Origin of the sequence: Pseudogemmobacter sp. W21_MBD1_M6 (assembly GCF_052119585.1) — a bacterium.
Taxonomy (GTDB): Bacteria; Pseudomonadota; Alphaproteobacteria; order Rhodobacterales; family Rhodobacteraceae; genus JBGQOJ01.
Map to the genome: position 1 here is coordinate 527,712 of NZ_JBGQOJ010000001.1, position 22,688 is coordinate 550,399.

Sequence of the window (22,688 nt, forward strand, 5' to 3'; positions counted from 1 at the left end):
CGCGCCGCTAGCCCGCTCTTTTCAGATCGGCGACCATCGCATCAAAGTCACCGTTTCTGCGGTCAAGCATCGCGCCAATTTCGGTTCTTTCCGTCAGAAGCATGTTGATCCCCTCGATGAACAGGTTGAAAAACAGGTTTCGGCCCGACTGGTCTGACACCAGAAAGGTCACATCAAACGGTGCTTCGCCCTTGAGGTATGCGGTCGTTCTGACTTCGTAAAAGCTTTTGACCTTCTTGGCTTCGTTCACTTCGATCCTGCCGCCGATAAACTCGCGGAAACGCTTGCCGTATTTGCGGGAAATATACCCTTGGAATGCCTGTGTGAACGCACGCATCTGCGCGGCACTTGCGGATCGCGCATCGGCCCCCAGCGCGTAACGCGCAATCGTGGGTACATCGCTGTATTTCACAAACAGACGCTCGAAATCGGCGATCATCTGGCTTTCGCTTTGGCCGGAACTGATGACACGGTTGATTTCGTCCACAACGGAACTGATAAGCGCGCGCGCCTCGGCCGTGTTCAATGCGAAGGCTGGAAAGGGCGATGCCACAACAGCGACGGCGGCAGCGGCACTGCCCAGAACGGCACGACGGGTCAGGTTATTGCGCATAGGGGTCCTCGTACGGGTCAACATAATCATCGGCGACAGCACTGCCCAATTCGAACCGGCGGCTTTGCAGATACAGAATACGCGCCTGAGCATAACCATCAGCACTATCATAGAATATAGAGTCGACCGTGCCGGCGAAACGATAGCGATCACCAAGACGTGATCCGACCTTTGCAGCAGGAAGGATCCGGGACTCCGGGGGTGACAGGGCGTAGCTTAACGGGTTGGTGAACAGGTCCACGACCGATCCAACGGCATCCCGCGTTGTGGACGGGCCCAACAGGGGAATAACCAGATAGGCCCCCTCTTTCGCCCCCCAGACGTGCAATGTCTGACCGAAATCGGCACGCTCCTTGGGAAGGCCCATCTCGGTTGCGGGGTCAAGCAAACCAGCAAAGCCGAACAGTGTATTCACCGCAAATCGCAGGACATTCGTGCTTGCCCCTTTGACATCGCCTTGCAGCACGTTGTTCACAAAGTCGGCAGGCACACCAAAATGCGACGACAGGTTGCTGACGCCGCTGCGCGCCGGTTCCGGAACGATTGCCCCGTAGGCCTGCGATGTTGGCCGTATGATCACCCTGTCAACTTCTACCAATGTCTTGAAACGGGCGCGGTTGGCCGCCTCGTAGGGATCATTGATGCCGGTCGCCAGTTGTCGCTCAGCGCATGCCGCAAGCGACAAAAGACAGATTACAGCCCCACAGCGGAATACCGTCATTGATTTGAAAAATTTGAAGGCTAACAATGGAATACTCTACTTCTAATTCGTAGGTTTCATAAGGTAACGTGCATATCATATATCCCTCGTAGCTGGAATGGGAAACCATCCGCACAGCGGTTCGACGGAAAAGTGACACGGCGGTTTTCGGGGCAATTCTAGAAACAAGGAATTTAGACGTGATGCGGCAGACGAATCAGGATGTCGGCCTTGCCGAGCTAAGAGCCATTCGAAAAGAAAGCAGGGGCCTGTATTGGACTGTCGCCGTTTTCAGCTTTTTCGTGAACCTGCTGATGCTGACCGGGCCGCTTTACATGCTTCAGGTCTATGACCGCGTTCTGGGAAGCCGTTCGGTGGAAACCCTTATGGCGCTGTCGATCCTTGTTGCGTTTTTATATGGCATGATGGGCATTCTGGATTTCACGCGCGCCCGCATCTTGGCCCGTATCGGTGCGCGGTTCCAGTCGCGGCTGGATCAGCGCGTCTTTGCCGCCGTGCTTAACCGATCAGCAATATCCCAATCCGGAACGGTTCCCAACGCGCTGCGCGACCTTGAATCTGTGCAGCGGCTTTTGTCCTCGCCAGTTCTGACGGCGCTATTCGACATTCCCTGGACCCCGTTTTTCCTGTTCGGCATCCTGATATTCCACCCGTGGATGGGCATTTTGGCCATTCTGGGCGGTGTGCTTTTGATTACCATCACCATATTGAACCAATGGGCGACAAAGCAGCCTATGCAAAATGCCAATCAATCGCTTGTCACCGCCGAGCTTCTGTCAGAGCAGCTGCGGTCAGAGGCAGAAATGGTTCACAGTCTGGGCATGCGCGGTGCCGCGTTCGAGCGTTGGAACAGGGTGCGCGCGCATTCTCTGGACCAGTCGATTCTGTCCAGTGACAGGACGGGTATGTTCACGGCCACGTCTAAAACCCTGCGGTTGTTCCTGCAATCCGCCATGCTTGGCCTCGGGGCATATCTGGTCCTGAAGGGAGAGTTGACGGCGGGCGCCATGATCGCCTCGTCGATCCTGCTGGGGCGTGCCCTGGCGCCGATCGAGCTTGCCATCGGGCAATGGGCCGTCGTGCAGCGCGCCTCAAAGGGCTGGGCCTCGCTGTCAGAGCTTTTGTCGGTCACTCCAAAAGACGGGCCGCGCACCAAACTTCCCGTGCCCAAGGCGCGGCTTGAGGTGCATCAGGCAACAATCATCCCCCCCGGCGACAAACAGGCAGCGTTGCGCATGGTGTCCTTCTCGCTCCAGCCGGGACAGGCCATGGGCGTGATCGGGGCAAGCGGCGCGGGCAAGTCCACCCTTGCGCGTGCCCTGACAGGGGTCTGGCGCCCGGCGGGGGGCACGATCCGGCTGGATGGTGCGACGCTTGACCAATACGACCCCGACGTTCTGGGTAGCTATATCGGGTATCTGCCGCAACGGGTGCAGCTTTTCGACGGCACGATCAAGGAAAACATCGCCCGCCTGCAAAGCAACCCGGACGATGCCGCAGTCGTGAAGGCCGCCAAAAAGGCCGCCGCCCACGAGATGATCCTGAAACTGCCCGATGGCTATGACACGCGCGTTTCGGTTGCCGGCGGGCGCCTGTCCGGCGGGCAGGTCCAGCGCATCGGGCTGGCCCGCGCGATGTATGGCGACCCCGTCATTCTGGTGCTGGACGAGCCCAACTCGAACCTCGACAACGAGGGATCAATGGCACTGAACGCCGCGATAAAAGACATGAAAGCCGAAGGGAAATCCGTCATGATCATGGCCCACCGCCCTTCGGCCATTCAGGAATGCGACACGCTGCTTGTCCTTGACGGTGGCCTGCGCAAGGCCTTTGGCCCCAAGGACGACGTGTTGCGCGAAATGGTACAGAACCATTCCGAAATCCTGCAAAAAACCGGCCCCGGAGGCGTATCATGAAAAGCCCCGTGAAACCCTGGTCCGTGCGCGGCCCCGTAGCGGCCGGCCTTTTGACCCTTCTGGTTCTGGTCGGCGGATTTGGCACATGGTCGGTGATGACCAACATTTCGGGCGCGATTATCGCGGGCGGCCAGATAGAGGTCGAACAGAACCGCCAGATCGTTCAGCATCCCGATGGCGGTGTGGTCGCGGCCATTCTGGTCAGTGAAGGCGATACAGTGAAAGAGGGCGACCTGCTGCTGCAACTCGACTCGACGCAGCTCAAGTCCGAATTGTCGGTGGTCGAGGGAGAGCTGTTCGAGGTGCGCGCCCGCCGTGGGTTGCTGGAGGCAGAGCGCGACGGCGCGTCAGAAATCACCTTTGACCCGCTTTTGCTGGACCGTGCGCAAACGAACCCCGAGGTGAAATCGCAAATGCTGGGGCAGGTAAGCCTGTTCAACGCAAGGCTTGAATCCGAGAACCGCGAGATCGACCAGCTTGGCAAGCGGCGCAGCCAGATTGCCAATCAGATCGAGGGCATTGTGGCGCAGGAACAGGCGCTTGAAACCCAGGTTGCCCTGATCGACCAGGAACTGGGCAACCAGCAAGAGCTGCTGGACAAAGGGCTGGCGCAGGTGACCCGCGTGCTGACCTTGCAGCGCGAACAGGCCCGCCTTCTGGGCACTGTGGGCGAGTTGACCGCGTCCAAGGCCGAGGCAGAGGGCCGCATAACCGAGATCGACATCGAGATCCTGAAGCTAGGCAGCAAAAAGCGCGAAGATGCCATCACCCGGCTGCGCGATATCGAATTCCGCGAACTGGAACTGGCGGAAAAGCGGCGCAACCTGCTGGAGCGCCTGTCCCGTCTCGACATCCGTGCGCCCGTGTCAGGCATCGTCTACGACATGAAGGTCTTTGCGCTGCGGTCCGTCATACGCCCTGCGGACCCCGTGCTTTACCTTGTGCCGCAGGACCGTGCCTTGGTGATCGCCGCCCGCATCCCGCCGATTCACATCGACAAGACCTTTGTCGGGCAAGAGGTCATCCTGCGCTTTTCCGCCTTTGATGCCCGCACCACACCAGAGCTGACAGGAAGGGTCACGCAGATTTCAGCGGATGCGTTTATCGACGACCGGACGCAGGCCGCATTCTACCGCGCGACAATCGTTCTTCTGGACGGCGAGGTGGAAAAGCTGCCCGGTGATCTGGGCCTGATCCCCGGCATGCCCGTCGAGGCGTTCATCAAGACCGCCGACCGGACGCCGATCGCCTTTCTTCTGAAACCACTGACCGACTATTTTGCAAAGGCGTTCCGCTAAACCGGACTTTCCGGTTTCGCGCGGCGCGCATCCCCGTTAGCGTTCCGTGAATTCCAATTGTGAAAGGACACGATATGTCTGAAACGTTCGAAACCCGTCTGGCCGATCTTGGCGTCACGCTGCCAAACGCTCCGGCACCTGCGGCCAATTATGTGCCCTATGTGCAGGTCGGGGATATTGTCCATGTCTCGGGCCAGATCTCGAACGGGCCCGACGGATTCATCATCGGGCGCCTTGGCGATACGATGGATGCAGCCCAGGGTGCCGCCGCCGCCAAACACTGCGCGATCAGCCTGTTGGCGCAGGTCAAAGCCGCGTGCGGTGGTGATCTGGATCGGCTGGTGCGGGTAATAAAGCTGACCGGATTCGTGAACTCGACCGCCGATTTCACCGATCAGCCCAAGGTGATCAACGGCGCGTCGGATTTCATGGTGGACGCATTGGGTGACGCGGGCCGGCACGCGCGCTCTGCCGTCAGTGCGGCGTCCTTGCCGTTCGGGGTCGCCGTCGAAATCGAAGGCATCTTTCAAATAAAATGACCCCGCTTCCCGCTGCGTTTCTGACAACACCCATCGCCCACCGCGCCTATCATGATCGCGCGGCGGGTCGGCCCGAAAATTCGCGCGGCGCCATCCGTGCCGCAATCGAGGCCGGCTATGGCATAGAGATCGACGTGCAGCTGTCCGCCGACGGACAGGCGATGGTGTTCCATGACTATGACCTTGGACGCCTGACCGGACAGTCCGGCGCGGTTCGGATGCGCAGCGCGGCAGAGCTGTCCGCGATCCGGCTGAAAGATGCCCCCGACGGCATCCCGACCCTGCCAGAGGTTCTGACGATCATTGGCGGCAAAGTGCCCCTGTTGATCGAGATAAAGGATCAGGACGGCGCGATGGGCCCGGACGTTGGCCCGCTGGAAAAGGCAACCGCCGACGCCTTGCAGAACTATCACGGCCCGGTCGCGGTCATGTCGTTCAATCCCCATGCGGTGGCCGCGTTTCATGCCGCCGCCCCGGACATCCCCGTCGGCCTGACCACCAGCGCCTTTGACGCTGCGGATTGGGCACCGGTGCCTGCGCATGTCTGCAACCGGCTGCGCGACATTCCCGATTACGACCGCACCCATGCCGGTTTCATTAGCCACGAAGCCCGCGATCTGAACCGCCCGCGCGTGGCGCAACTGAAAATGCAGGGCGCTGCGATCTTGTGTTGGACCATCAAAAGCCGGAAGTCCGAGGAGGAGGCCCGCAAGATTGCCGACAACGTGACCTTCGAGGGATATCCAGCCGCCATTCCCCCTGCTTGACCCCGCAGCGTCCAGCACCACCTATTAGGCAAAGGCGGATGGAACAGATGAGCAGCCGACAGATTGAAATCACCGTGCATACCTCGGTGTCCGAGGTGCCCGCAGCCCAGTGGGATGCCTGCGCGTGCCCCGAGGTGGCGGATGGCGGTCGCCCCTATGACCCCTTCACCACCCACCGGTTCCTGAAAGCGCTGGAGGACAGCCATTCCGTTGGCGCGGGCACCGGCTGGACCCCCCGCATTCTTGCCGCACATCTGGATGATCAACTGATCGCCGTTGCGCCGCTTTATTCCAAATCCCACAGTCAGGGCGAGTATATATTCGACCACAACTGGGCCAATGCGTTCGAGCGGGCGGGGGGGCGATACTATCCGAAACTGCAACTGGCCGTGCCCTTTACCCCCGCCACAGGTCGCCGTCTGCTGACGCGAACGGGTTTCGAGACCATAGGTCAAGCGGCGCTTGTGCAGGGGGCGGTGCAGCTGGCCTCTGAACATGGGCTGTCATCGCTGCATATCACCTTTTGCACAGAGACCGAGGCGCAGGCAGGGGCAGCCATGGGGTTGATGCCGCGGACCAGCCAGCAGTTCCATTGGGAGAACAACAACTACCGCGATTTCGACGCGTTCCTTGACACAATGTCATCGCGCAAGCGCAAGAATATCCGGCGGGAACGGGCGCAGGCCAATGACTTTGGCGGCAGCATCCACACCCTGACCGGCGACCAGATCCAGCCGGAACACTGGGATGCCTTCTGGGTTTTCTATCAGGACACCGGATCGCGTAAATGGGGCACCCCCTACCTGACCCGGGCGTTCTTTGATCAGGCCCAAGAACATCTGCGCGACGATATTCTTCTGGTCATGGCAGAACGGGACGGAAAATGGGTCGCCGGTGCGCTGAATTTCATCGGGCGCGATGTGCTTTACGGTCGCTACTGGGGGTGCGTTCAGGACCACCCCTGCCTGCACTTCGAACTGTGCTACTATCGCGCCATTGAATTTGCCATCGACCACGGCCTGAAGCGCGTCGAGGCGGGCGCACAGGGCGAACACAAACTGGCACGCGGCTATTTGCCGGTCACGACCCACTCGCTGCACTGGGTCGCCGACCAGGGATTTGCCGAGGCCATCGCACAATATCTGCGGGCCGAACGCGCCGCTGTGGACCAAGAGATCGAAATCCTGACGTCCTACGGGCCGTTCAAACGCCAACCACCGGAGGACGAATGACCGACAAATTAAGCGCGGAAGCCCGCAATACAGACCTGCCCCCCCTGTTTCAGACCGGCTGGGCCATGGTCGAAGGCCGTGATGCCATCCGGAAAACATTCATATTCCCGAACTTCGTAGAGGCGTTCGGGTTCATGACGCGATCCGCCCTTTGGGCAGAAAAACTGAACCACCACCCCGAATGGTCGAATGTCTACAAAACAGTCGTCGTGACATTGGCCACACATGACGTAGACGGGCTATCGGCCCTTGACGTCAAACTCGCCCGGAAAATGAACCAACTCGATGGACAATAGATGCAGGATGTACTGACAACGGAAATATGGAACGGGAAAACCCTGGGCGATCTTCTGACGCTGGAGTTTCTTGCGGCGACATTCGGCAACGTGCTGACAGCGATCACCATTCTGGTGGCCGGCCTTGTCGTGGCGGGCTGGCTGCGGCGGCGCGTGGAACGGATCGGCGCATCGCATGCGCGTCTGGACGACACATTGTTCGACTTTCTGGGCAACATTGTCTGGTATGCGGTAATCGGCTTTGCGCTGCTGTTTGTGTTGAACACGTTCGGCATCCAGACGACCTCTTTCGTCGCCGTGATCGGTGCGGCGGGTCTGGCCATTGGTCTGGCGCTGCAAGGCACCCTGTCGAATGTCGCGGCGGGCGTGATGATCATCATGTTCCGCCCGATCAGGATCGGTGATTTTGTCGACATCAACAGCCAGATGGGCACGGTAAAGCATATCTCGCTGAACTATACCGAACTGGCCTCGATCGGGAACGTGCAGATCATCGTTCCGAATTCCGCCGTTTGGGGAAACACCATCACCAACTATTCCGCCTATCCGGTGCGCCGCGCCGAATGGACGTTCGGGGTGGGGTATGGCGCGAACCTGAAGCAGGCCGAAGACGTGGTCCGCACAACCATCATGGGCGATCCCCGGTCCAAGACAGACCCCGCACCGTTCATTCAGGTGAACAACCTTGGCGATTTTTCGGTGGATTTTCTGGTGCGCGTCTGGTGCGACAGCGCAGATTATTTTGCCTATCAGGCCGATATGAAACGGCAGGTCAAAGAGGCGCTGGATGCGGCGGGGGTCGATATTCCCTTTCCGACGCGCCGCATCCTTCAGGCGGCAGAGTAACAATCCGAATAGGAAAGGGCGCCGACATGGGCGCCCTTTTACGTCAGATTTCCTGCAGCAATGCCTCTCCGGTGGACACCGCGCAAACGCCGGGTTCATCAAGTTGCAGCGTTGTAACCACGCCATCCTCGACCAGCGCGACATACCGTCTGGACCGGTCATAAAACCCGACATGCGGCGCCGAGTAGTTCATGCCGACCGCTTTTGTAAAGCTGCTGTCTGCATCCGCCAGCAGCGTGATCCCTGCGGCCGTCGCCCCCGTAGTTTCACCCCAAAGCCGCATGATGTGGACATCATTGACCGAAATGCAGATGATCTCATCCACGCCCTTCGCGTCGAACTGTGCTTTTGTCCGGATAAAACTGGGCATATGGGCGGAATCGCAGGTTGGCGTGAACGCGCCCGGCAAGGCAAAGATCACAACTTTGCGGCCTGCCAGCTTTTCACCCAGTGCCACAGTTTCAGGGCCGTCCGGCCCCATCTGGATCAGGTTGGAATCAGGCAGGCGCTGGCCAACTGAAATAGACATATCGTTTCCTTTTCAAATCGGGCCGGTTCGCGCAGCCGAAGGCAATGAACGAGCCCTGTTTCCAGAGCCCGCCCACATTCAGATCGCCGCCAGCAACTGCTCGCCGGTGGACACATCGCACACGCCGGGTTCGTCTACGTTCACCGCCGTGACGACGCCGTTCTCGATCACAGCCGCATAGCGGTTCGACCGATCCACCAGACCGATGGGTTTCGCGGTGAATTCCATACCAAGCGCCTTGGTAAAGGAGGCATCGGCGTCGCCCAGCAAGGTAATGCCAGCCGCGGTCGCGCCTGTCGCCTCGCCCCATGCCTTCAGCACGAACGGGTCGTTGACGGCAATGCAGATGATTTCTTCAACGCCCTTGGCCTTGAACTGCTCTGCCGTGCGGATAAAGCTGGGGATGTGGATCGTGCTGCAAGGGCCGGTAAACGCGCCGGGAAGGCCGAAAACAACCACTTTGCGGCCAGCCAGCTTGTCGCTCAACTTTACGATTTCGGGGCCGTTTTCGCCCATCACGCTCATGTCTGCGTCTGGAAGTGTATCACCAATTGAAATTGTCATTACGATCCCCTGTTTGATTGCCTTTACCTTATCGGCCCATATAGTGTTCGGGTCTAGGTGCGACCAGTATTGAAAGCAAAGATATGTCCCACATCGTCGTTATCGGGGCCGGTCAGGCCGGTTCTTCGCTGGTCACAAAGCTGCGCACATTGGGGTTTGATGGCGACATCACCCTGATCGGGGCCGAATCTGCCCCCCCCTATCAGCGCCCGCCCCTGTCAAAGAAATATCTGCTGGGAGAGATGGAACTGGAGCGGCTGTATCTGCGCCCCGAACAGTTTTACGCCGACCAGAACATCACCTTGCGCCTTGATGCGCCCGTGACGGCGATTGATCCCGCAGCAAAGACCGTGACGATCGGGGCGGACGTCATTCCCTACGATCAGCTTGCGCTGACAACGGGTTCCGACCCGCGCCGCCTGCCCGCCAGCATCGGTGGCGCGCTTGACGGCGTGTTCACCGTGCGCACCCTGGCCGATGTCGATGCCATGGCGCCTGCGTGCAAACCCGGTGCGCGTGCGCTGATCGTGGGCGGCGGCTATATCGGGCTGGAGGCGGCAGCGGTGGCCACCCGTATGGGCGTCCGCGTGACGCTTGTGGAAATGGCCGACCGCATCCTGCAACGTGTCGCGGCCCCCGAAACCTCGGACTATTTCCGGGCGCTGCACCTGTCCCATGGCGTCGATATCCGCGAGGGCGTGGGCCTTGACCGCCTGTTGGGCGACGGCCATGTCAGTGGCGCGCGCCTGACCGACGGAACAGAGATTGCAGCCGATTTCGTCATCGTTGGCGTTGGCGTCACACCGTCAAGCGCCCTGGCAGAGGCGGCTGGCCTGACAATGGAAAACGGCATCCGGGTTGACGGGCACGGGCGCACCTCGGACCCGGCGATCTGGTCGGCAGGCGATTGTGCATCCTTCCCCTACAAGGGCACCCGCATCCGCCTTGAAAGCGTCCAGAACGCGATTGATCAGGCCGAAAACGTCGCCGAAAACATGCTGGGGGCCAACAAGGATTACATGCCGCATCCTTGGTTCTGGTCTGATCAATACGATGTGAAACTGCAAATCGCGGGCCTGAACACCGGCTATGACCGCACCGTGCTGCGCCAAGGCGAAAAGGAAGGTGCGCAATCGGTCTGGTATTATTACGGCGACACGCTGCTTGCCGTCGATGCCATGAACGACCCGCGCAACTACATGATCGGCAAACGCATGATCGAGGCGGGCAAGTCGCCCCCGGCCAGTGCAATAGCAGACCCTGCGACCGACATGATGGCGCTGATGAAAGCATGAGGATCATTGCCGGTCAGCATCGTGGCCTGACGCTGGCCAGCGTAGGAAAGGGAGACGCCGGTGCGCATTTGCGCCCGACATCGGACCGCGTGCGCGAAAGCCTGTTCAGCGTGCTGCAGGGCGGCGCATACGGCGACCCTATCACGGACGCGCGTGTGCTGGACCTGTTCGCGGGCACCGGTGCGCTGGGGCTGGAGGCCCTGTCGCGCGGGGCCGCTTGCGCCACCTTCGTGGATGACGGGCGCGTGGCGGGGGGGCTGATCCGCGACAATATCGCACTGACCAAACGGCAGGCCGATACAAAGCTGATCAAGCGGGACGCGACCAGACTGCCATTGAACGACGACGCCCCCTATGACCTCGTCTTTCTTGACCCGCCCTATGGCAAATCCCTTGGCCAACAGGCGCTTGTCGCCGCCCTGCAAGGCACCTGGATCGCCCCCGACGCGCTTGTCATCTGGGAAGAAAGCAGCCCGCAAATCGCCCCGGCCCCGTTCGACTTGCACGATCAAAGGCGCTATGGCGACACCCACATAACGATCATTAGCCTGCGCCCATGATCACTTTGTTCTAAAAATACTCACTTGCAACGCCCGACCCCCTAATCCCACGTCGGGTGGAATTTTCCGGCAGGCGACAGCGTGAAAATCTCGCAGCCTGTCGCGGTGACCCCGACCGAATGCTCGAACTGCGCCGACAGCGACTTGTCGCGTGTCACGGCGGTCCAGTCGTCTGCCAGCACCTTGGTTTCGGGGCGCCCCAGATTTACCATCGGTTCGATGGTAAAGAACATACCTTCCTCCAGCACAGGCCCGGAACCCGCGCGCCCGTAGTGCAAGACGTTGGGCGGCGCATGGAACACGCGTCCCAGACCATGACCACAGAAATCGCGCACCACAGACATTCGCTCTGCTTCGACATAGCTTTGGATTGCGTTGCCGATATCGCCAAAGGTATTGCCCGGCTTTACCGCCTCGATACCTTTGAACAGGGCGTCATGCGTGATCTGGATCAGGCGCTCCGTCTTGCGGCTCAGTTTTCCGGCGACATACATCCGGCTGGTATCGCCGAACCAGCCATCGACGATCACGGTGACGTCGATGTTCAGGATGTCGCCATCCTTCAGCACCTTGCCCGCCGGGATACCATGGCACACCACATGGTTCACACTGATGCAACTGGCGTGCTTGTACCCTTTGTAGCCGATGGTGGCAGACACGGCGCCTGCATCCTCGACCGCCTTGGTGATCCAGTCGTCCAGCGTCTCTGTGGTGGTGCCGGGTTGCACCAAAGGGGCGACGCCGTCCAGAATTTCGGCGGCAAGTTTCCCCGCCGCGCGCATTCCGGCGAAATCCGCCTCTTCGTATATCCGGATGCCGTCTTTGGTCAAACGGCCGCGATTGCGTTCATCCAAGGGTTTGTCTCCAACTGTCTCGGTTAGGGCCTAGATAATCAATTTGATGCAAAGTTGCCAGAGGGGGGGCCGGATTGCGGTTTTTCATCCACCGGCAAGGCCAGACCAAGTGTGACACCCAGCGGGTCTATCTTTGTATCATAACAAATCATCTGCACCCCGGCACGCCGCGCCGCATCATATGCGCGCGCATAGGCCGGGTCCAGGTCGGCGGCTATTTTCAACCGCCCGCAATCCGTGCGCTGCACAAGATACAGCATCACGGCGCGATGCCCTGCGGCCACCATCGCCGACAAATCCGCCAGATGCCTGGCCCCGCGCAGCGTCACGCTATCGGGAAACTCGGCAAGGTCGCCCTGCCTGCACAGCGTTACACTTTTCACCTCGACATAGGCATCGGGCAATCCGTCTTGCGACAGCAGAAAATCGACCCGGCTGTTCTGCCCGTATCCGACCTCTGGCCTTACGCGGCGATACCGGGACAGCTCTGCCACCTGCCCGGCCTCCAGCGCCGCCTTGACCGCGCGGTTGGGAACGGCGGTATCGACGCAGGTGAAATGCCCGGTCTCGTGTTCGACCAACCGCCAGCCGAATTTAAGCTTTTTCTTCGGGTCGTCGTTCGGCTCCAGCCAGACGCGCATCCCTTCGTCCTTCAGCCCTGACATCGCGCCGGGGTTAGGGCAATGCGCGGTCACCTCGCGCCCGTCATCCAGCCGGATATCGGCCAGAAACCGTTTATAGCGCCGGATCAGCCGTCCGGAAACAAGAGGGGTTTGAAACCGCATAACCGCGCCCTATACCAACAAGGACATCTCAACAAGGAACAGACAATGGCCAACCCAACCGCAGCGATGCTTGTGATCGGTGACGAGATCCTGTCGGGCCGCACCCGCGACGCCAACATGCACCATCTGGCGAATGAGCTGACCAAGATCGGCATCACCCTGTCAGAGGTCCGCATCGTGTCCGACGATGCGCCCGCGATCATTGCCGCCGTTAAAGCGCTGTCAACGTCGTTCGACACTGTGTTTACCTCTGGCGGCATCGGCCCCACGCATGACGACATCACCGCCGATTGCATCGCTGCGGCCTTTGGCCTGCACATCGACGTCCGCGAGGATGCGCGCGCGCTTCTGGCGGCCCATTACAAACGTGCGGGAACGGAACTGAACGAGGCCCGCCTGCGCATGGCCCGCATTCCGGACACCGCGACGCTGATCGACAACCCCGTCTCCACCGCCCCCGGTTTCACTGTGCAAAACGTGCATGTGATGGCAGGGGTTCCATCGGTGTTTCAGGCGATGGTGGCCAGTGTCCTGCCCACGCTTGTCGGCGGTGCGCCCCTGCTGTCCCAGACCCTGCGGATCAATCGCGGCGAGGGCGATATCGCAGGCCCGTTGGGCAAGCTGGCGGCGGAACATCCCGATCTTGCGATCGGGTCGTACCCGTTCCAGAAAGACGGCGCCTATGGGTCCAACATCGTGATCCGTGGCACAGATGGCACGGCCATTGACGCCGCCATCCTGAAACTGGCCGCCCTGTTCCCGGAGACCTGAATGACCCCGCCCACCGTCAAGGAACTTTACGCCATAACAGAGGCCACATGGCCCCCTGCCACGGCAACCGCTCACGGCGTCTGGACCATTCGCGACGGGCAAGGCGGGGGCAAGCGTGTGTCTGCGGCAACGGCGAACGGCCCCGTCACCTTTGACGACATCCGCACCGCCGAGGCCCTGATGGAGGATCTGGACCAGCACCGCCTGTTCATGATCCATGAGGGCGAGGACGTTCTGGACCAGCAACTGTCCGCGATGGGCTATCAGATCATCGACCCTGTGGTGCAATATGTCTGCCCGCTGGAAACGCTGGCACAGATCGACCCGCCGCGCCTGTCCGGCTTTGCCATCTGGCCACCGCTGAAAATCATGGAAGAGCTTTGGGCAGACGGCGGGATCGGCCCTGCGCGGCTTGATGTCATGCGCCGCGTGCAGGGCCCCAAAACCGCCATTCTGGGCCGCGTCAACGACCGTGCGGCGGGCGTTGCCTTTGTCGCAATCCACAATGAGACGGCAATGTTGCACGCGATAGAGGTCGCGGCATCGCAGCGTCGGCAAAAGGTCGCCGTCAATATGATGGGGACGGCGGCCAAGTGGGCGCAAGATCATGGGGCAAAACGGTTTTCTCTGGTGACAACGGTCCAGAACGTCGGCTCTAACGCGCTCTATACTTCCCTTGGGATGCGGACTGTGGGACACTACCACTATCGTATCAAATAACGCCAAATGGCGAGAGCAGTGTGAAACAAGACGAAACCAGCCCGACCGCACTCGACCTTCCGATGGTCGATCCGTTGCCTTCTGCGACGCAAAAATACTTTGCCGTCTGTCAGGAAAAGCTGGGCATGGTGCCGAATGTCCTGACATCCTATGCCTTCGACATCGCCAAGCTGGACGCCTTCACCGGCATGTACAACGAACTGATGCTGGCCCCCGGCGGGCTGTCCAAGCTTGAACGGGAAATGATCGCCGTTGTCGTTTCGTCAATCAACAAATGCTTCTATTGCCTTGTCGCGCACGGGGCTGCGGTGCGGCAATTGTCGGATGACCCGATCCTGGGAGAGATGTTGGTGATGAATTACCGTGTTGCCCCGCTGGACAAACGCCAACGCGCAATGCTGGACTTTGCCGCGCTGATGACAGAAGGCAGCGCACGGATAGAGGAACAGCACCGCCAAACGTTGCGGGATGCGGGATTTACCGACCGCGACATCTTTGACATCGCCAATGTCGCGGGCTTTTTCAACATGACCAACCGCGTTGCTTCGGCGATCGGCATGCGCCCGAACAACGATTACCACGCGCAAAGCCGATGACCGCACGCGCCGCCATTCTTGCCGGTGCCTTTGCGCTTTGCCCACAGACCACGCATGCCATAACGCTGGATTTTCCGGCCACCGCCAATATCTCGTCCGAGATAACAGAACCGCTGGGCAGTTACCGCGTGCCAACCGGGCCCTATGCCAACGGGGAAGTTTCGGGGATCACCGCCGAGGGCGAAATCCTGCGTCAGGCATGGCGCGTCGGGGCGGGTGGCCTGACGACCCTGCAAATCCTTTCTCCCCTGCGCGATCAACTGGCACAGGCAGGCTACGAAGCTCTGTTCGAATGCAGCACGGACGACTGCGGCGGGTTCGATTTTCGCTATGACACCGATGTTCTGCCGGAACCCGCGATGCACGTCGATCTGGGTGATTTCCGATTTCTCTCTGCGCGGCGGAACGCGGGTGAAACGCCCGAATATGTCAGCCTGATGGTCAGCCGATCAAGGGGGGCGGGGTATGTGCAGGTCGTTCACATCAATGGGGAAACCGCAGGAACCGCAATTGTCACCACATCGACAAAAGGCCCTGTCGCGGGCCCTGCCGCCACGATTGCACCGGTCGGGCCTATGCCCGAAACACTGGAACGCACGGGGGGGTATATTCTGGACGATCTGACGTTCGAGACGGGGTCATCCTCTCTTGGGCAGGGGAGTTTTTCCTCGCTCGCCGCACTTGCCGACTATCTAAGGTCCAATCCGGCGCGCACTGTGGCCCTGGTCGGGCACACCGATGCCGAAGGCCCCCTGAGCGGCAATATCGCCCTGTCAAAGAAACGCGCCGCGTCGGTCGTTGAACGGCTTGTATCGGTCCATGACGTGTCCCGAACTCAACTGGGTGCTGAAGGTGTCGGGTTTCTTGCGCCCCGCGCCAGCAATCTTGATGACATCGGGCGCGCGCAAAACAGAAGGGTCGAAGTGATACTCACCTCGACCCGTTAGTCCCGGTCGGGCCTACCAGATATCCGGGCCTTTGTCGGAGAAGCTGCCAACAAGAAAATCTATGAACGCCCGCACTTTTGGCTGGGTAAACCGGCCCGGCGGATAGACGGCGTAGATACCCTGCGTTTCTTGCGGAAGATCTGGAATTGCCTCTTCCACCTGACCGGACTTCATCGCGTCCGCATACAAAAAGCTGGGCAGATAGGCGATTCCCAGACCTGAGATCGCGGCATTCAACAGCGATTGACCATCATTGACCGTCAACCAGCCCGCCGTTCTGACCTGACGTTTCTCGCCAGAAGGTGCGGTCAGTTTCCAGACGTTTCCGCTGGACTGGTTCGAGTAATGCAAAAGCTTGTGATCGTTCAGATCGTCGATCTTTTCGGGCCGTCCGAATTTATTGAAATAGTCGGGGGATGCGATCATCCGTTTTGTCGTGTCGGTCAATTTGCGGGCCCGCAGGGTGCTGTCTTCCAGCTCTCCAATGCGGACAGCCATATCAAAGCCTTCGGAAATCAGTTCGACATAGCGGTTGTTCAGAACCATGTTGACGGTGATGTCGGGATATTCCGCCAAAAAGTTGCCAAGAACGGGGGAAAGATGGTTCACCCCAAAATCTGTCGCGACAGAAATGCGCAGCAGCCCCGATGGCGCGGATTGCATTGAGGTCACAAGCGAGTCCGCCTCGCCGGCGTCGTTCAGCACACGGCGGGCACGATCATAGTAGGCTAGACCTATTTCTGTCGGACTGACGCGGCGCGTTGTCCGGTTCAGCAACCGTGCACCAAGGCGCGCCTCGAGCGACGAGACGTGTTTGGACACGGCTGATTTAGAAATGCCCATCTTCTTGGCGGCATCTGTGAAACCACCCTGATCCACGACCGTGGCGAAGGCTTCCATTTCTGTTAGTCGATCCATTGTGCTACCTTGCATACCCGCTAATCCATCAAGGTATCACGCTCAATTCTGGCAGGAATGCGGTGAAGGGCAGACAATACTGGGGTTTTATGCGGATCGTTAATGTCAGGGAAACAACCACGCCAATCCCCGAAGGCGCATTTACAGCCCCGCAGCCAGCCGCGTTCCCTGATCAATCGCGCGTTTTGCATCCAGTTCGGCCGCGACATCGGCACCGCCGATCACATGGCAATTGCGCCCCTGCGCGATCAGGTCATCGGCCAGCGCCCGCATAGGCAACTGCCCCGCACACAGCACGATTGTATCCGCCTCTATCACGGTCGGGTTTTCCCGCGTGGGGCCGAATGACACATGCAGCCCCTGCGCGTCGATACGCTCGTAGTTGACGCCGGTCAGCATCTTCACGTCTTTCATCTGAAGCGATGCGCGATGGATCCAACCGGTCGTCTTACCCAGCCGTTTGCCTATCTTCTCGGCTTTGCGCTGCAACAGCGTCACCTGACGAACGGGCGCATCGGGATGTGGCCCTTCGGGGGAAAGGCCACCGCGATTGACCTCCGGATCAGTAACGCCCCATTCTTCCATCCAGGCAGTCAGGTCTTCTGTCGGGCTGTCACCCGTCACCAGAAACTCTGCCACATCGAACCCGATACCACCGGCACCGACAACAGCCACCCGTCGGCCCACGGGGGCCTTGCCCCGCAGCACATCAATATAGCTAAGGACGTTCGGCCCGTCCTGCCCCTCGATGCCCGGATCGCGCGGCATGACACCCGTTGCAATGACCACTTCGTCGAACCCGTCAAGATCGTCGGCCATCACCGTATGGCCAAGTCTCACGGTCACGCCGGACCTTGCGATCATCGTGCGATACCAGTCCACCAGACCAAAGAACTCTTCCTTGCCCGGCACCTGCTTGGCCATATTCAACTGGCCGCCCAGTTCATCCGCCTTGTCGAACAGGGTGACGTGATGCCCCCGTTCCACCGCAGCCAGCGCCGTGGACAGGCCCGCCGGACCCGCGCCGACGATGGCAACGGTTTTTACAACGGCAGCGGGCAGGATCACCAGTTCCGTTTCATGGCACGCGCGCGGGTTCACAAGGCAGGATGAAATCTTGCCGCTGAATGTGTGGTCCAGACAGGCCTGATTGCAGCCGATACAGGGGGCAATTTCCGCCGCTCTGCCCGTGGCCGCCTTGGTCACAAAATCCGGGTCCGCCAGAAACGGTCGCGCCATTGACACCATATCGGCGCAGCCCTCTGCCAGAACCGCCTCGCCCACGTCGGGGGTATTGATCCGGTTAGAGGTGATGACCGGGATGGACACCTCGCCCATCAGCTTTTTCGTCACCCAGGTAAAGGCCCGTCGCGGCACCGAAGTGGCAATCGTCGGAATACGCGCCTCGTGCCAGCCGATGCCGGTGTTGATGATCGTGGCACCGGCCTTTTCAACCTCTTTCGCCAGCAGAACAACCTCGTCCCAGGTCGAGCCACCCGGAACAAGATCAATCATCGACAGACGGTAGATCAGGATAAAATCGGCGCCGACAGCCGCCCGCACCCGGCGCACCACCTCCAGTGGTAGGCGCATCCGGTTTTGATAGGAGCCGCCCCAACGATCTGTGCGCTTGTTCGTGTGGGTCACAAGGAACTGGTTCAGAAAATATCCCTCGGACCCCATCACCTCGACACCGTCGTATCCGGCGGCCCTGGCCCGTTGCGCGGCGGTCGCGATATCCGCGATCTGCTTTTCGATGCCATCCTCGTCCAGCGCTGTGGGCGGAAACGGTGAAATCGGCGACTTCACCGCAGAGGCCGACACACATTGAGGCCCGTAGGCATAGCGCCCCGCGTGCAGGATCTGCATCGCGATCTTGCCACCCGCGGCATGAACGCGGTCGGTCACAATGCGGTGGTTTGCAATGTCCTGATCGGTGAACAACCCCGCCGCCCCCGGAAAAACGCCGCCCTCGCGATTTGGCGCCATGCCCCCCGTCACCATCAGCGCAACGCCCCCGCGGGCACGGGCCGCATAGAATTCGGCAACCCTGTTCCAGTCTTTGGTTTCTTCAAGCCCGGTGTGCATCGACCCCATCAAGACCCGGTTTTTCAACGTGGTGAACCCAAGATCGAGCGGGGCAAGAAGATGTGGATAGGCTGTCATGAAAAGTCCTCCGTTGCGGTGAAGATGCGTAAACGGGGCACTCTTGTCACGTGCAACGCGGCGTCACTGCGGACTTAGCCAAGTGTCTCAAGACAATGACGGCGAAAGGCCCGTTTCAACATATCAAGCTCGGCACGCAGCAGATCCACCTCGGACCGGATATCGTCCTCCAGCGGTTTTCCCGTCAGGATCGCAAAGGTGTCCAGAGTGTCACCGGTGCTTCGGTCAGAAATCACGATGGTCTGGATGCCATCGGTCAGCAGATCTGCAGGGATTGGAATCTGCACCATCCATTCATGCGCCCGTTCCCCCGAGGGCGTGACGGTGATGTTCTCCAGTTCCTGCTCCAGATGGACGACGGACAGGTCGGGCTGATAGGCGTCGCCGCGACGGGCAGTCAGCACCCCCTCCCAGACACCGGCCTGGATACGCGTCTTGGTCAGCACAAGATCAACCATGATTGCCCCCTTCAAAGTTCGGCCCGCGGGCGACGGCTTAGCGTCACATCGCGCAGGGTTATCTGGTTCATTTCCGGACCTTCAAAGATCAGATCTATCCACATCCGTTCCACCCGCTTTTCGTTCAGCTTGGTATAGGCAAGGTCGAACTCGACCATCACGTTCTGTTCGTGCAGCGGCAGTTCACGCACAATTTGATCGGTGTTGGGGCCGTGTTTGATGTTCAGCCGTGCAAAGATCTCGATCGGCTTTTCCAGCTCGCAGACCGTTTCCATGCGGATCAGATGATTGCGCTTCAGCCCCTCGACAGCCGATTCCGGCAGGTCAATCACCAGCGACAAAAAGCTGCCGTCGAACCGGAACACATCCATCCGCAACCCAAAGGGTGCCAGATCCTGTTCGCGGGTATTGCGCACCTGACGGCATGTCAGTTCAGAGATCGCGCAATCGTGGAACACGGTTGCCTCTTCGCCCAGCGGCGACTTGCTTTCTATTCCCGAAATACCGGTCGTGGTCAGGGGGCCGCGCCAGATTTCAGGCCGATAGGCCCAGTCCGCATTCAACGGTCTTTGGATGGCATTCGAGCCGATCAAGGGCAGCTGGAGACGGGCATCGGCAATATGGATGACCAGGGCAAGATGACGCTGAATCTGCTTTGCGCGCGATCTCATAACGCGCAAACGGTCCAGCCCGACCTCTGGCGCAAGGTTTGTGGCCTTGCTCCACCGACGCAGGACGCGCTTGTGAAAGAGACGGTCGAAAATCTTGTTCAGCTTCATAGACATAAATCACTCATAAACCACGGGCCGGACAACGCACCAATAAAAGCATGCAAAACGCCGCGAAATCATTAATGCGACAGTCCCGGCGCGACATTGCGGGTCACACCCCCGTCGACCTTTGCGTTAAGCGCCCTGATCCGTGCAACGAACCTGTCCAGTATCTGACGCGCCGTGTCCGATGAAATCGGGCGATCCTTCAGGCCCATGACGGACGCGGACACAATGCGTCCCTTCACATTGAATATGGCCCGCCAGTATTCCTCGTCCGCACGCTGTGCTATGGCCGCGCTGGTATCGCGCGCATGCACGTAAAACACATCGCCCTGCCCCGCCGCGTCCAGCACCTTGACCGTCGCCGGATCGCCGGTACGGCTAAGGGCTGCGCGGCCTTGTTCGGACTGAAAGAACGTGCCGAGCGTCGCAAAGGAGTCGGCAACCGAAACCCCGCCACCGGCGCCAGACACAGACGCCATCAACAAGGCCGGTGCGGCAGGACGTTGCAACGTTGCCGAACCCGCGATCGCCGCACAACTGCCCAAAAGCACAAACGAGCCTGTGCTGCTGTCCGTGGTCGAACGCCTGTCAACGCAGAACCCGGCAGGGCCACCTATGGTGACGCCAGCCGACGACACGGTCACCTGGGTGGTCGTTTGGGTGCCAGTGCCCACGTCGCATGCCGCAAGCATCCCGAGCACGGCGCCGAAAGCCACCATGCGCAGGACGCCCCGCATATCAGAGATCCATGTAGACATGACGCTCGACTTTGGCGCCGGGATGGGTCACGGCCCCCAAACGGGTCGGGCCGACCAACTGCGCATATTTCCACAGCGCACCAGAGGCATAGAGCGTCTCGCGCGGGCCTTTCCAATCCGCCTTGCGGGCGGTCAGTTCTTCGTCGGTCAGCGCGACCGACAGTTCGCCGGTCAGCGCGTTCAACGTGATCATATCGCCGTCTTTCAGCAGGGCGATCGGGCCACCATGCGCCGCCTCGGGCCCAACGTGGCCAACGCAGAACCCGCGAGTGGCACCAGAGAAACGGCCATCGGTGATCAGCGCCACCTTCTTGCCCATGCCCTGACCGGACAAAGCAGCCGTGGTTGCCAGCATCTCGCGCATGCCGGGGCCGCCTGCGGGGCCTTCGTTGCGGATCACCAGAACCTCGCCCTCTTTGTAGTTCCGCTTTTGCACCGCATCGAACGCATCTTCTTCGCATTCGAACACACGGGCCGGGCCAGTGAACACTTGCTGTTCCTCGGACATGCCCGCGACCTTTACGATCGCGCCGTCGGGGGCCAGATTGCCCATCAGGCCGACAACGCCGCCGGTCTTACTGATCGGGTTGGTGACCGCATGGATCACCTTGCCGTCCGCTTCGCGGGTGATCAGGTCAAGCTCTTCGCCCATGCTGCGACCGGTCGCGGTTATGCAGTCCTCGTGCATCAGGCCGGCCTTGCGCAGTTCTTTCAGCACCACAGGCACACCGCCCGCCTCGTATAGATCCTTGGCAACATAGGCACCGCCCGGCTTCAGATCGACGAAATACGGGGTGTCGCGGAAAATCTCGCAGACGTCCTGCAGGTTGAAGTCGATCCCGGCCTCATGCGCGATGGCGGGCAGGTGCAGACCGGCATTGGTCGAACCACCGGTGCAGGCCACAACACGCGCGGCGTTTTGCAGGGATTTCAGGGTAACAATGTCCCGGGCGCGGATGTTCCGCTCCAGCAGGTGCATGACCGCATCACCAGAGGCGACAGCGTAGTGGTCGCGCGATTCGTAAGGCGCAGGCGCCCCCGAGGAATTGGGCAGCGCAAGACCGATCGCTTCGGAGACGCAGGCCATGGTGTTCGCCGTGAACTGACCGCCGCACGCCCCGGCAGAGGGGCAGGCCACGCGTTCCAGAATCGCCAGTTGCTCGTCCGACATATTACCGGCCTGATGCTCTCCCACGGCCTCGAACACGTCCTGAACCGTGACATCCTTGCCGTTCAACCGACCGGGCAGGATCGAGCCACCGTAAATAAACACCGACGGCACGTTCAACCGCACCATCGCCATCATCATGCCGGGCAGCGACTTGTCACAGCCGGCAAGGCCCACAATCGCGTCATAGCAGTGGCCGCGCATCGTCAGCTCGACGCTATCGGCAATCGCCTCGCGGCTGGCGAGGGAAGAGCGCATGCCCTCGTGACCCATCGCGATGCCGTCGGTTACGGTGATTGTGGTGAATTCGCGCGGTGTGCCGCCGCCGCCCTTGACGCCAAGTTTGACCGCCTGCGCCTGACGGTTCAGCGAAATGTTGCAGGGCGCGGCCTCGTTCCAGCAGGTCGCCACACCGACGAATGGCTGGTGGATTTCCAGATCATCCAGCCCCATCGCGTAATAATAGGAACGGTGCGGCGCGCGCGACGGTCCTTCTGTAACGTGGCGGCTGGGCATTTTGGACTTATCGAAGGTTCTGGACATGAGGCTCTCCCGTTTCGCAATTGCGTTTTGAATAGGCCAGTGCGGCCCCATG

Annotated in this window: 25 protein-coding genes; 13 read left to right on the forward strand and 12 right to left on the reverse strand. The window is 60.2% G+C overall.

The features are described from left to right. Positions 1-7: 7 nt before the first annotated feature. Positions 8-613 carry an MlaC/ttg2D family ABC transporter substrate-binding protein gene (locus ACEN2R_RS02510; protein WP_442038873.1) on the reverse strand — a complete coding sequence of 202 codons (606 nt, stop codon included), beginning with the start codon at positions 611-613 and terminating at the stop codon, positions 8-10. Further along, positions 603-1,334 carry an MlaA family lipoprotein gene (locus ACEN2R_RS02515; protein ID WP_442038875.1) on the reverse strand — a complete coding sequence of 244 codons (732 nt, stop codon included), beginning with the start codon at positions 1,332-1,334 and terminating at the stop codon, positions 603-605. The genes ACEN2R_RS02510 and ACEN2R_RS02515 overlap by 11 nt, the downstream gene beginning before the upstream one ends. 182 nt (positions 1,335-1,516) lie before the next feature. Here ACEN2R_RS02515 and ACEN2R_RS02520 point away from each other — a divergent pair, with 182 nt between their 5' ends. The 7 genes from ACEN2R_RS02520 (at position 1,517) to ACEN2R_RS02550 (ending at position 8,228) form a co-directional block, all read left to right on the forward strand. Then, entirely contained in the window at positions 1,517-3,250 is a 1,734-nt protein-coding gene (locus tag ACEN2R_RS02520) for a type I secretion system permease/ATPase (RefSeq protein ID WP_442038877.1), read from the forward strand. After that, on the forward strand, positions 3,247-4,548 hold the full coding sequence (locus ACEN2R_RS02525; RefSeq protein WP_442038879.1) for an HlyD family type I secretion periplasmic adaptor subunit: 1,302 nt from the start codon (positions 3,247-3,249) through the stop codon (positions 4,546-4,548). Before ACEN2R_RS02520 ends, ACEN2R_RS02525 begins: the two co-directional genes overlap by 4 nt. Positions 4,549-4,622: 74 nt before the next feature. Beyond that, positions 4,623-5,087: a RidA family protein gene (locus tag ACEN2R_RS02530; protein WP_442038881.1), complete on the forward strand. Its 465-nt coding sequence runs from the start codon at positions 4,623-4,625 to the stop codon at positions 5,085-5,087. Further along, complete coding sequence (locus ACEN2R_RS02535; protein ID WP_442038883.1) at positions 5,084-5,854, forward strand: glycerophosphodiester phosphodiesterase family protein; 771 nt, start codon at positions 5,084-5,086, stop codon at positions 5,852-5,854. Before ACEN2R_RS02530 ends, ACEN2R_RS02535 begins: the two co-directional genes overlap by 4 nt. Positions 5,855-5,901: 47 nt before the next feature. Next, a complete protein-coding gene (locus ACEN2R_RS02540) occupies positions 5,902-7,086 on the forward strand; it encodes a GNAT family N-acetyltransferase (protein WP_442038885.1) in 1,185 nt (394 codons plus the stop codon). Continuing rightward, the gene (locus ACEN2R_RS02545; RefSeq protein ID WP_442038887.1) at positions 7,083-7,382 is read left to right on the forward strand and encodes a 4a-hydroxytetrahydrobiopterin dehydratase; all 300 of its coding nucleotides are present in this window, start codon (positions 7,083-7,085) and stop codon (positions 7,380-7,382) included. Before ACEN2R_RS02540 ends, ACEN2R_RS02545 begins: the two co-directional genes overlap by 4 nt. Continuing rightward, positions 7,383-8,228: a mechanosensitive ion channel family protein gene (locus tag ACEN2R_RS02550; protein ID WP_442038889.1), complete on the forward strand. Its 846-nt coding sequence runs from the start codon at positions 7,383-7,385 to the stop codon at positions 8,226-8,228. A gap of 43 nt (positions 8,229-8,271) precedes the next feature. Here the strand turns inward: ACEN2R_RS02550 and ACEN2R_RS02555 are convergent, their stop codons facing one another. Then, positions 8,272-8,757, reverse strand: a complete 486-nt coding sequence (locus tag ACEN2R_RS02555) for a peroxiredoxin (RefSeq protein WP_442038891.1) — start codon at positions 8,755-8,757, stop codon at positions 8,272-8,274. Between the two features lie 78 nt (positions 8,758-8,835). Further along, on the reverse strand, positions 8,836-9,321 hold the full coding sequence (locus ACEN2R_RS02560; RefSeq protein WP_442038893.1) for a peroxiredoxin: 486 nt from the start codon (positions 9,319-9,321) through the stop codon (positions 8,836-8,838). Positions 9,322-9,404: 83 nt separating this feature from the next. Here ACEN2R_RS02560 and ACEN2R_RS02565 point away from each other — a divergent pair, with 83 nt between their 5' ends. Together ACEN2R_RS02565 and rsmD are read left to right on the forward strand one after the other, a co-directional pair. Next, complete coding sequence (locus ACEN2R_RS02565) at positions 9,405-10,616, forward strand: NAD(P)/FAD-dependent oxidoreductase (protein ID WP_442038895.1); 1,212 nt, start codon at positions 9,405-9,407, stop codon at positions 10,614-10,616. Next, the gene (gene rsmD / locus ACEN2R_RS02570) at positions 10,613-11,176 is read left to right on the forward strand and encodes a 16S rRNA (guanine(966)-N(2))-methyltransferase RsmD (protein ID WP_442038897.1); all 564 of its coding nucleotides are present in this window, start codon (positions 10,613-10,615) and stop codon (positions 11,174-11,176) included. The genes ACEN2R_RS02565 and rsmD overlap by 4 nt, the downstream gene beginning before the upstream one ends. Positions 11,177-11,217: 41 nt before the next feature. Here rsmD and map read toward each other — a convergent pair whose 3' ends face one another. Both map and sfsA read right to left on the reverse strand, forming a co-directional pair. Further along, on the reverse strand, positions 11,218-12,030 hold the full coding sequence (map, locus tag ACEN2R_RS02575) for a type I methionyl aminopeptidase (protein ID WP_442038899.1): 813 nt from the start codon (positions 12,028-12,030) through the stop codon (positions 11,218-11,220). Between the two features lie 38 nt (positions 12,031-12,068). After that, the gene (gene sfsA / locus ACEN2R_RS02580) at positions 12,069-12,815 is read right to left on the reverse strand and encodes a DNA/RNA nuclease SfsA (RefSeq protein WP_442038901.1); all 747 of its coding nucleotides are present in this window, start codon (positions 12,813-12,815) and stop codon (positions 12,069-12,071) included. A gap of 45 nt (positions 12,816-12,860) precedes the next feature. Between sfsA and ACEN2R_RS02585 the strand changes: the two genes are divergently transcribed. The 4 genes from ACEN2R_RS02585 to ACEN2R_RS02600 are packed head-to-tail and all read left to right on the forward strand — an operon-like array spanning position 12,861 to position 15,849. Continuing rightward, complete coding sequence (locus tag ACEN2R_RS02585; protein WP_442038903.1) at positions 12,861-13,586, forward strand: competence/damage-inducible protein A; 726 nt, start codon at positions 12,861-12,863, stop codon at positions 13,584-13,586. Beyond that, positions 13,587-14,306, forward strand: a complete 720-nt coding sequence (locus ACEN2R_RS02590) for a GNAT family N-acetyltransferase (protein WP_442038905.1) — start codon at positions 13,587-13,589, stop codon at positions 14,304-14,306. It begins immediately after the preceding gene. A 20-nt stretch (positions 14,307-14,326) separates the two neighbouring features. Then, positions 14,327-14,902, forward strand: a complete 576-nt coding sequence (locus tag ACEN2R_RS02595; RefSeq protein WP_442038907.1) for a peroxidase-related enzyme — start codon at positions 14,327-14,329, stop codon at positions 14,900-14,902. Next, positions 14,899-15,849 (forward strand): OmpA family protein, encoded by a 951-nt coding sequence (locus tag ACEN2R_RS02600; RefSeq protein WP_442038909.1) that lies wholly within the window; start codon positions 14,899-14,901, stop codon positions 15,847-15,849. The genes ACEN2R_RS02595 and ACEN2R_RS02600 overlap by 4 nt, the downstream gene beginning before the upstream one ends. A gap of 12 nt (positions 15,850-15,861) precedes the next feature. Here ACEN2R_RS02600 and ACEN2R_RS02605 read toward each other — a convergent pair whose 3' ends face one another. The 6 genes from ACEN2R_RS02605 to ilvD form a co-directional block, all read right to left on the reverse strand. Next, the gene (locus ACEN2R_RS02605) at positions 15,862-16,767 is read right to left on the reverse strand and encodes a LysR family transcriptional regulator (RefSeq protein ID WP_442038911.1); all 906 of its coding nucleotides are present in this window, start codon (positions 16,765-16,767) and stop codon (positions 15,862-15,864) included. Between the two features lie 141 nt (positions 16,768-16,908). Further along, positions 16,909-18,933, reverse strand: a complete 2,025-nt coding sequence (locus ACEN2R_RS02610; RefSeq protein ID WP_442038913.1) for an FAD-dependent oxidoreductase — start codon at positions 18,931-18,933, stop codon at positions 16,909-16,911. 74 nt (positions 18,934-19,007) lie between these two features. Continuing rightward, entirely contained in the window at positions 19,008-19,391 is a 384-nt protein-coding gene (locus ACEN2R_RS02615; protein WP_442038915.1) for a hypothetical protein, read from the reverse strand. 11 nt (positions 19,392-19,402) lie between these two features. After that, entirely contained in the window at positions 19,403-20,176 is a 774-nt protein-coding gene (locus ACEN2R_RS02620) for a DUF6478 family protein (protein WP_442038917.1), read from the reverse strand. A 65-nt stretch (positions 20,177-20,241) separates the two neighbouring features. Continuing rightward, positions 20,242-20,904, reverse strand: coding sequence for a hypothetical protein (locus ACEN2R_RS02625; RefSeq protein ID WP_442038919.1), 663 nt, complete (start codon positions 20,902-20,904; stop codon positions 20,242-20,244). A 1-nt stretch (position 20,905) separates the two neighbouring features. Continuing rightward, entirely contained in the window at positions 20,906-22,636 is a 1,731-nt protein-coding gene (gene ilvD, locus ACEN2R_RS02630; protein WP_442038921.1) for a dihydroxy-acid dehydratase, read from the reverse strand. Between the last annotated feature and the right edge of the window lie 52 nt (positions 22,637-22,688).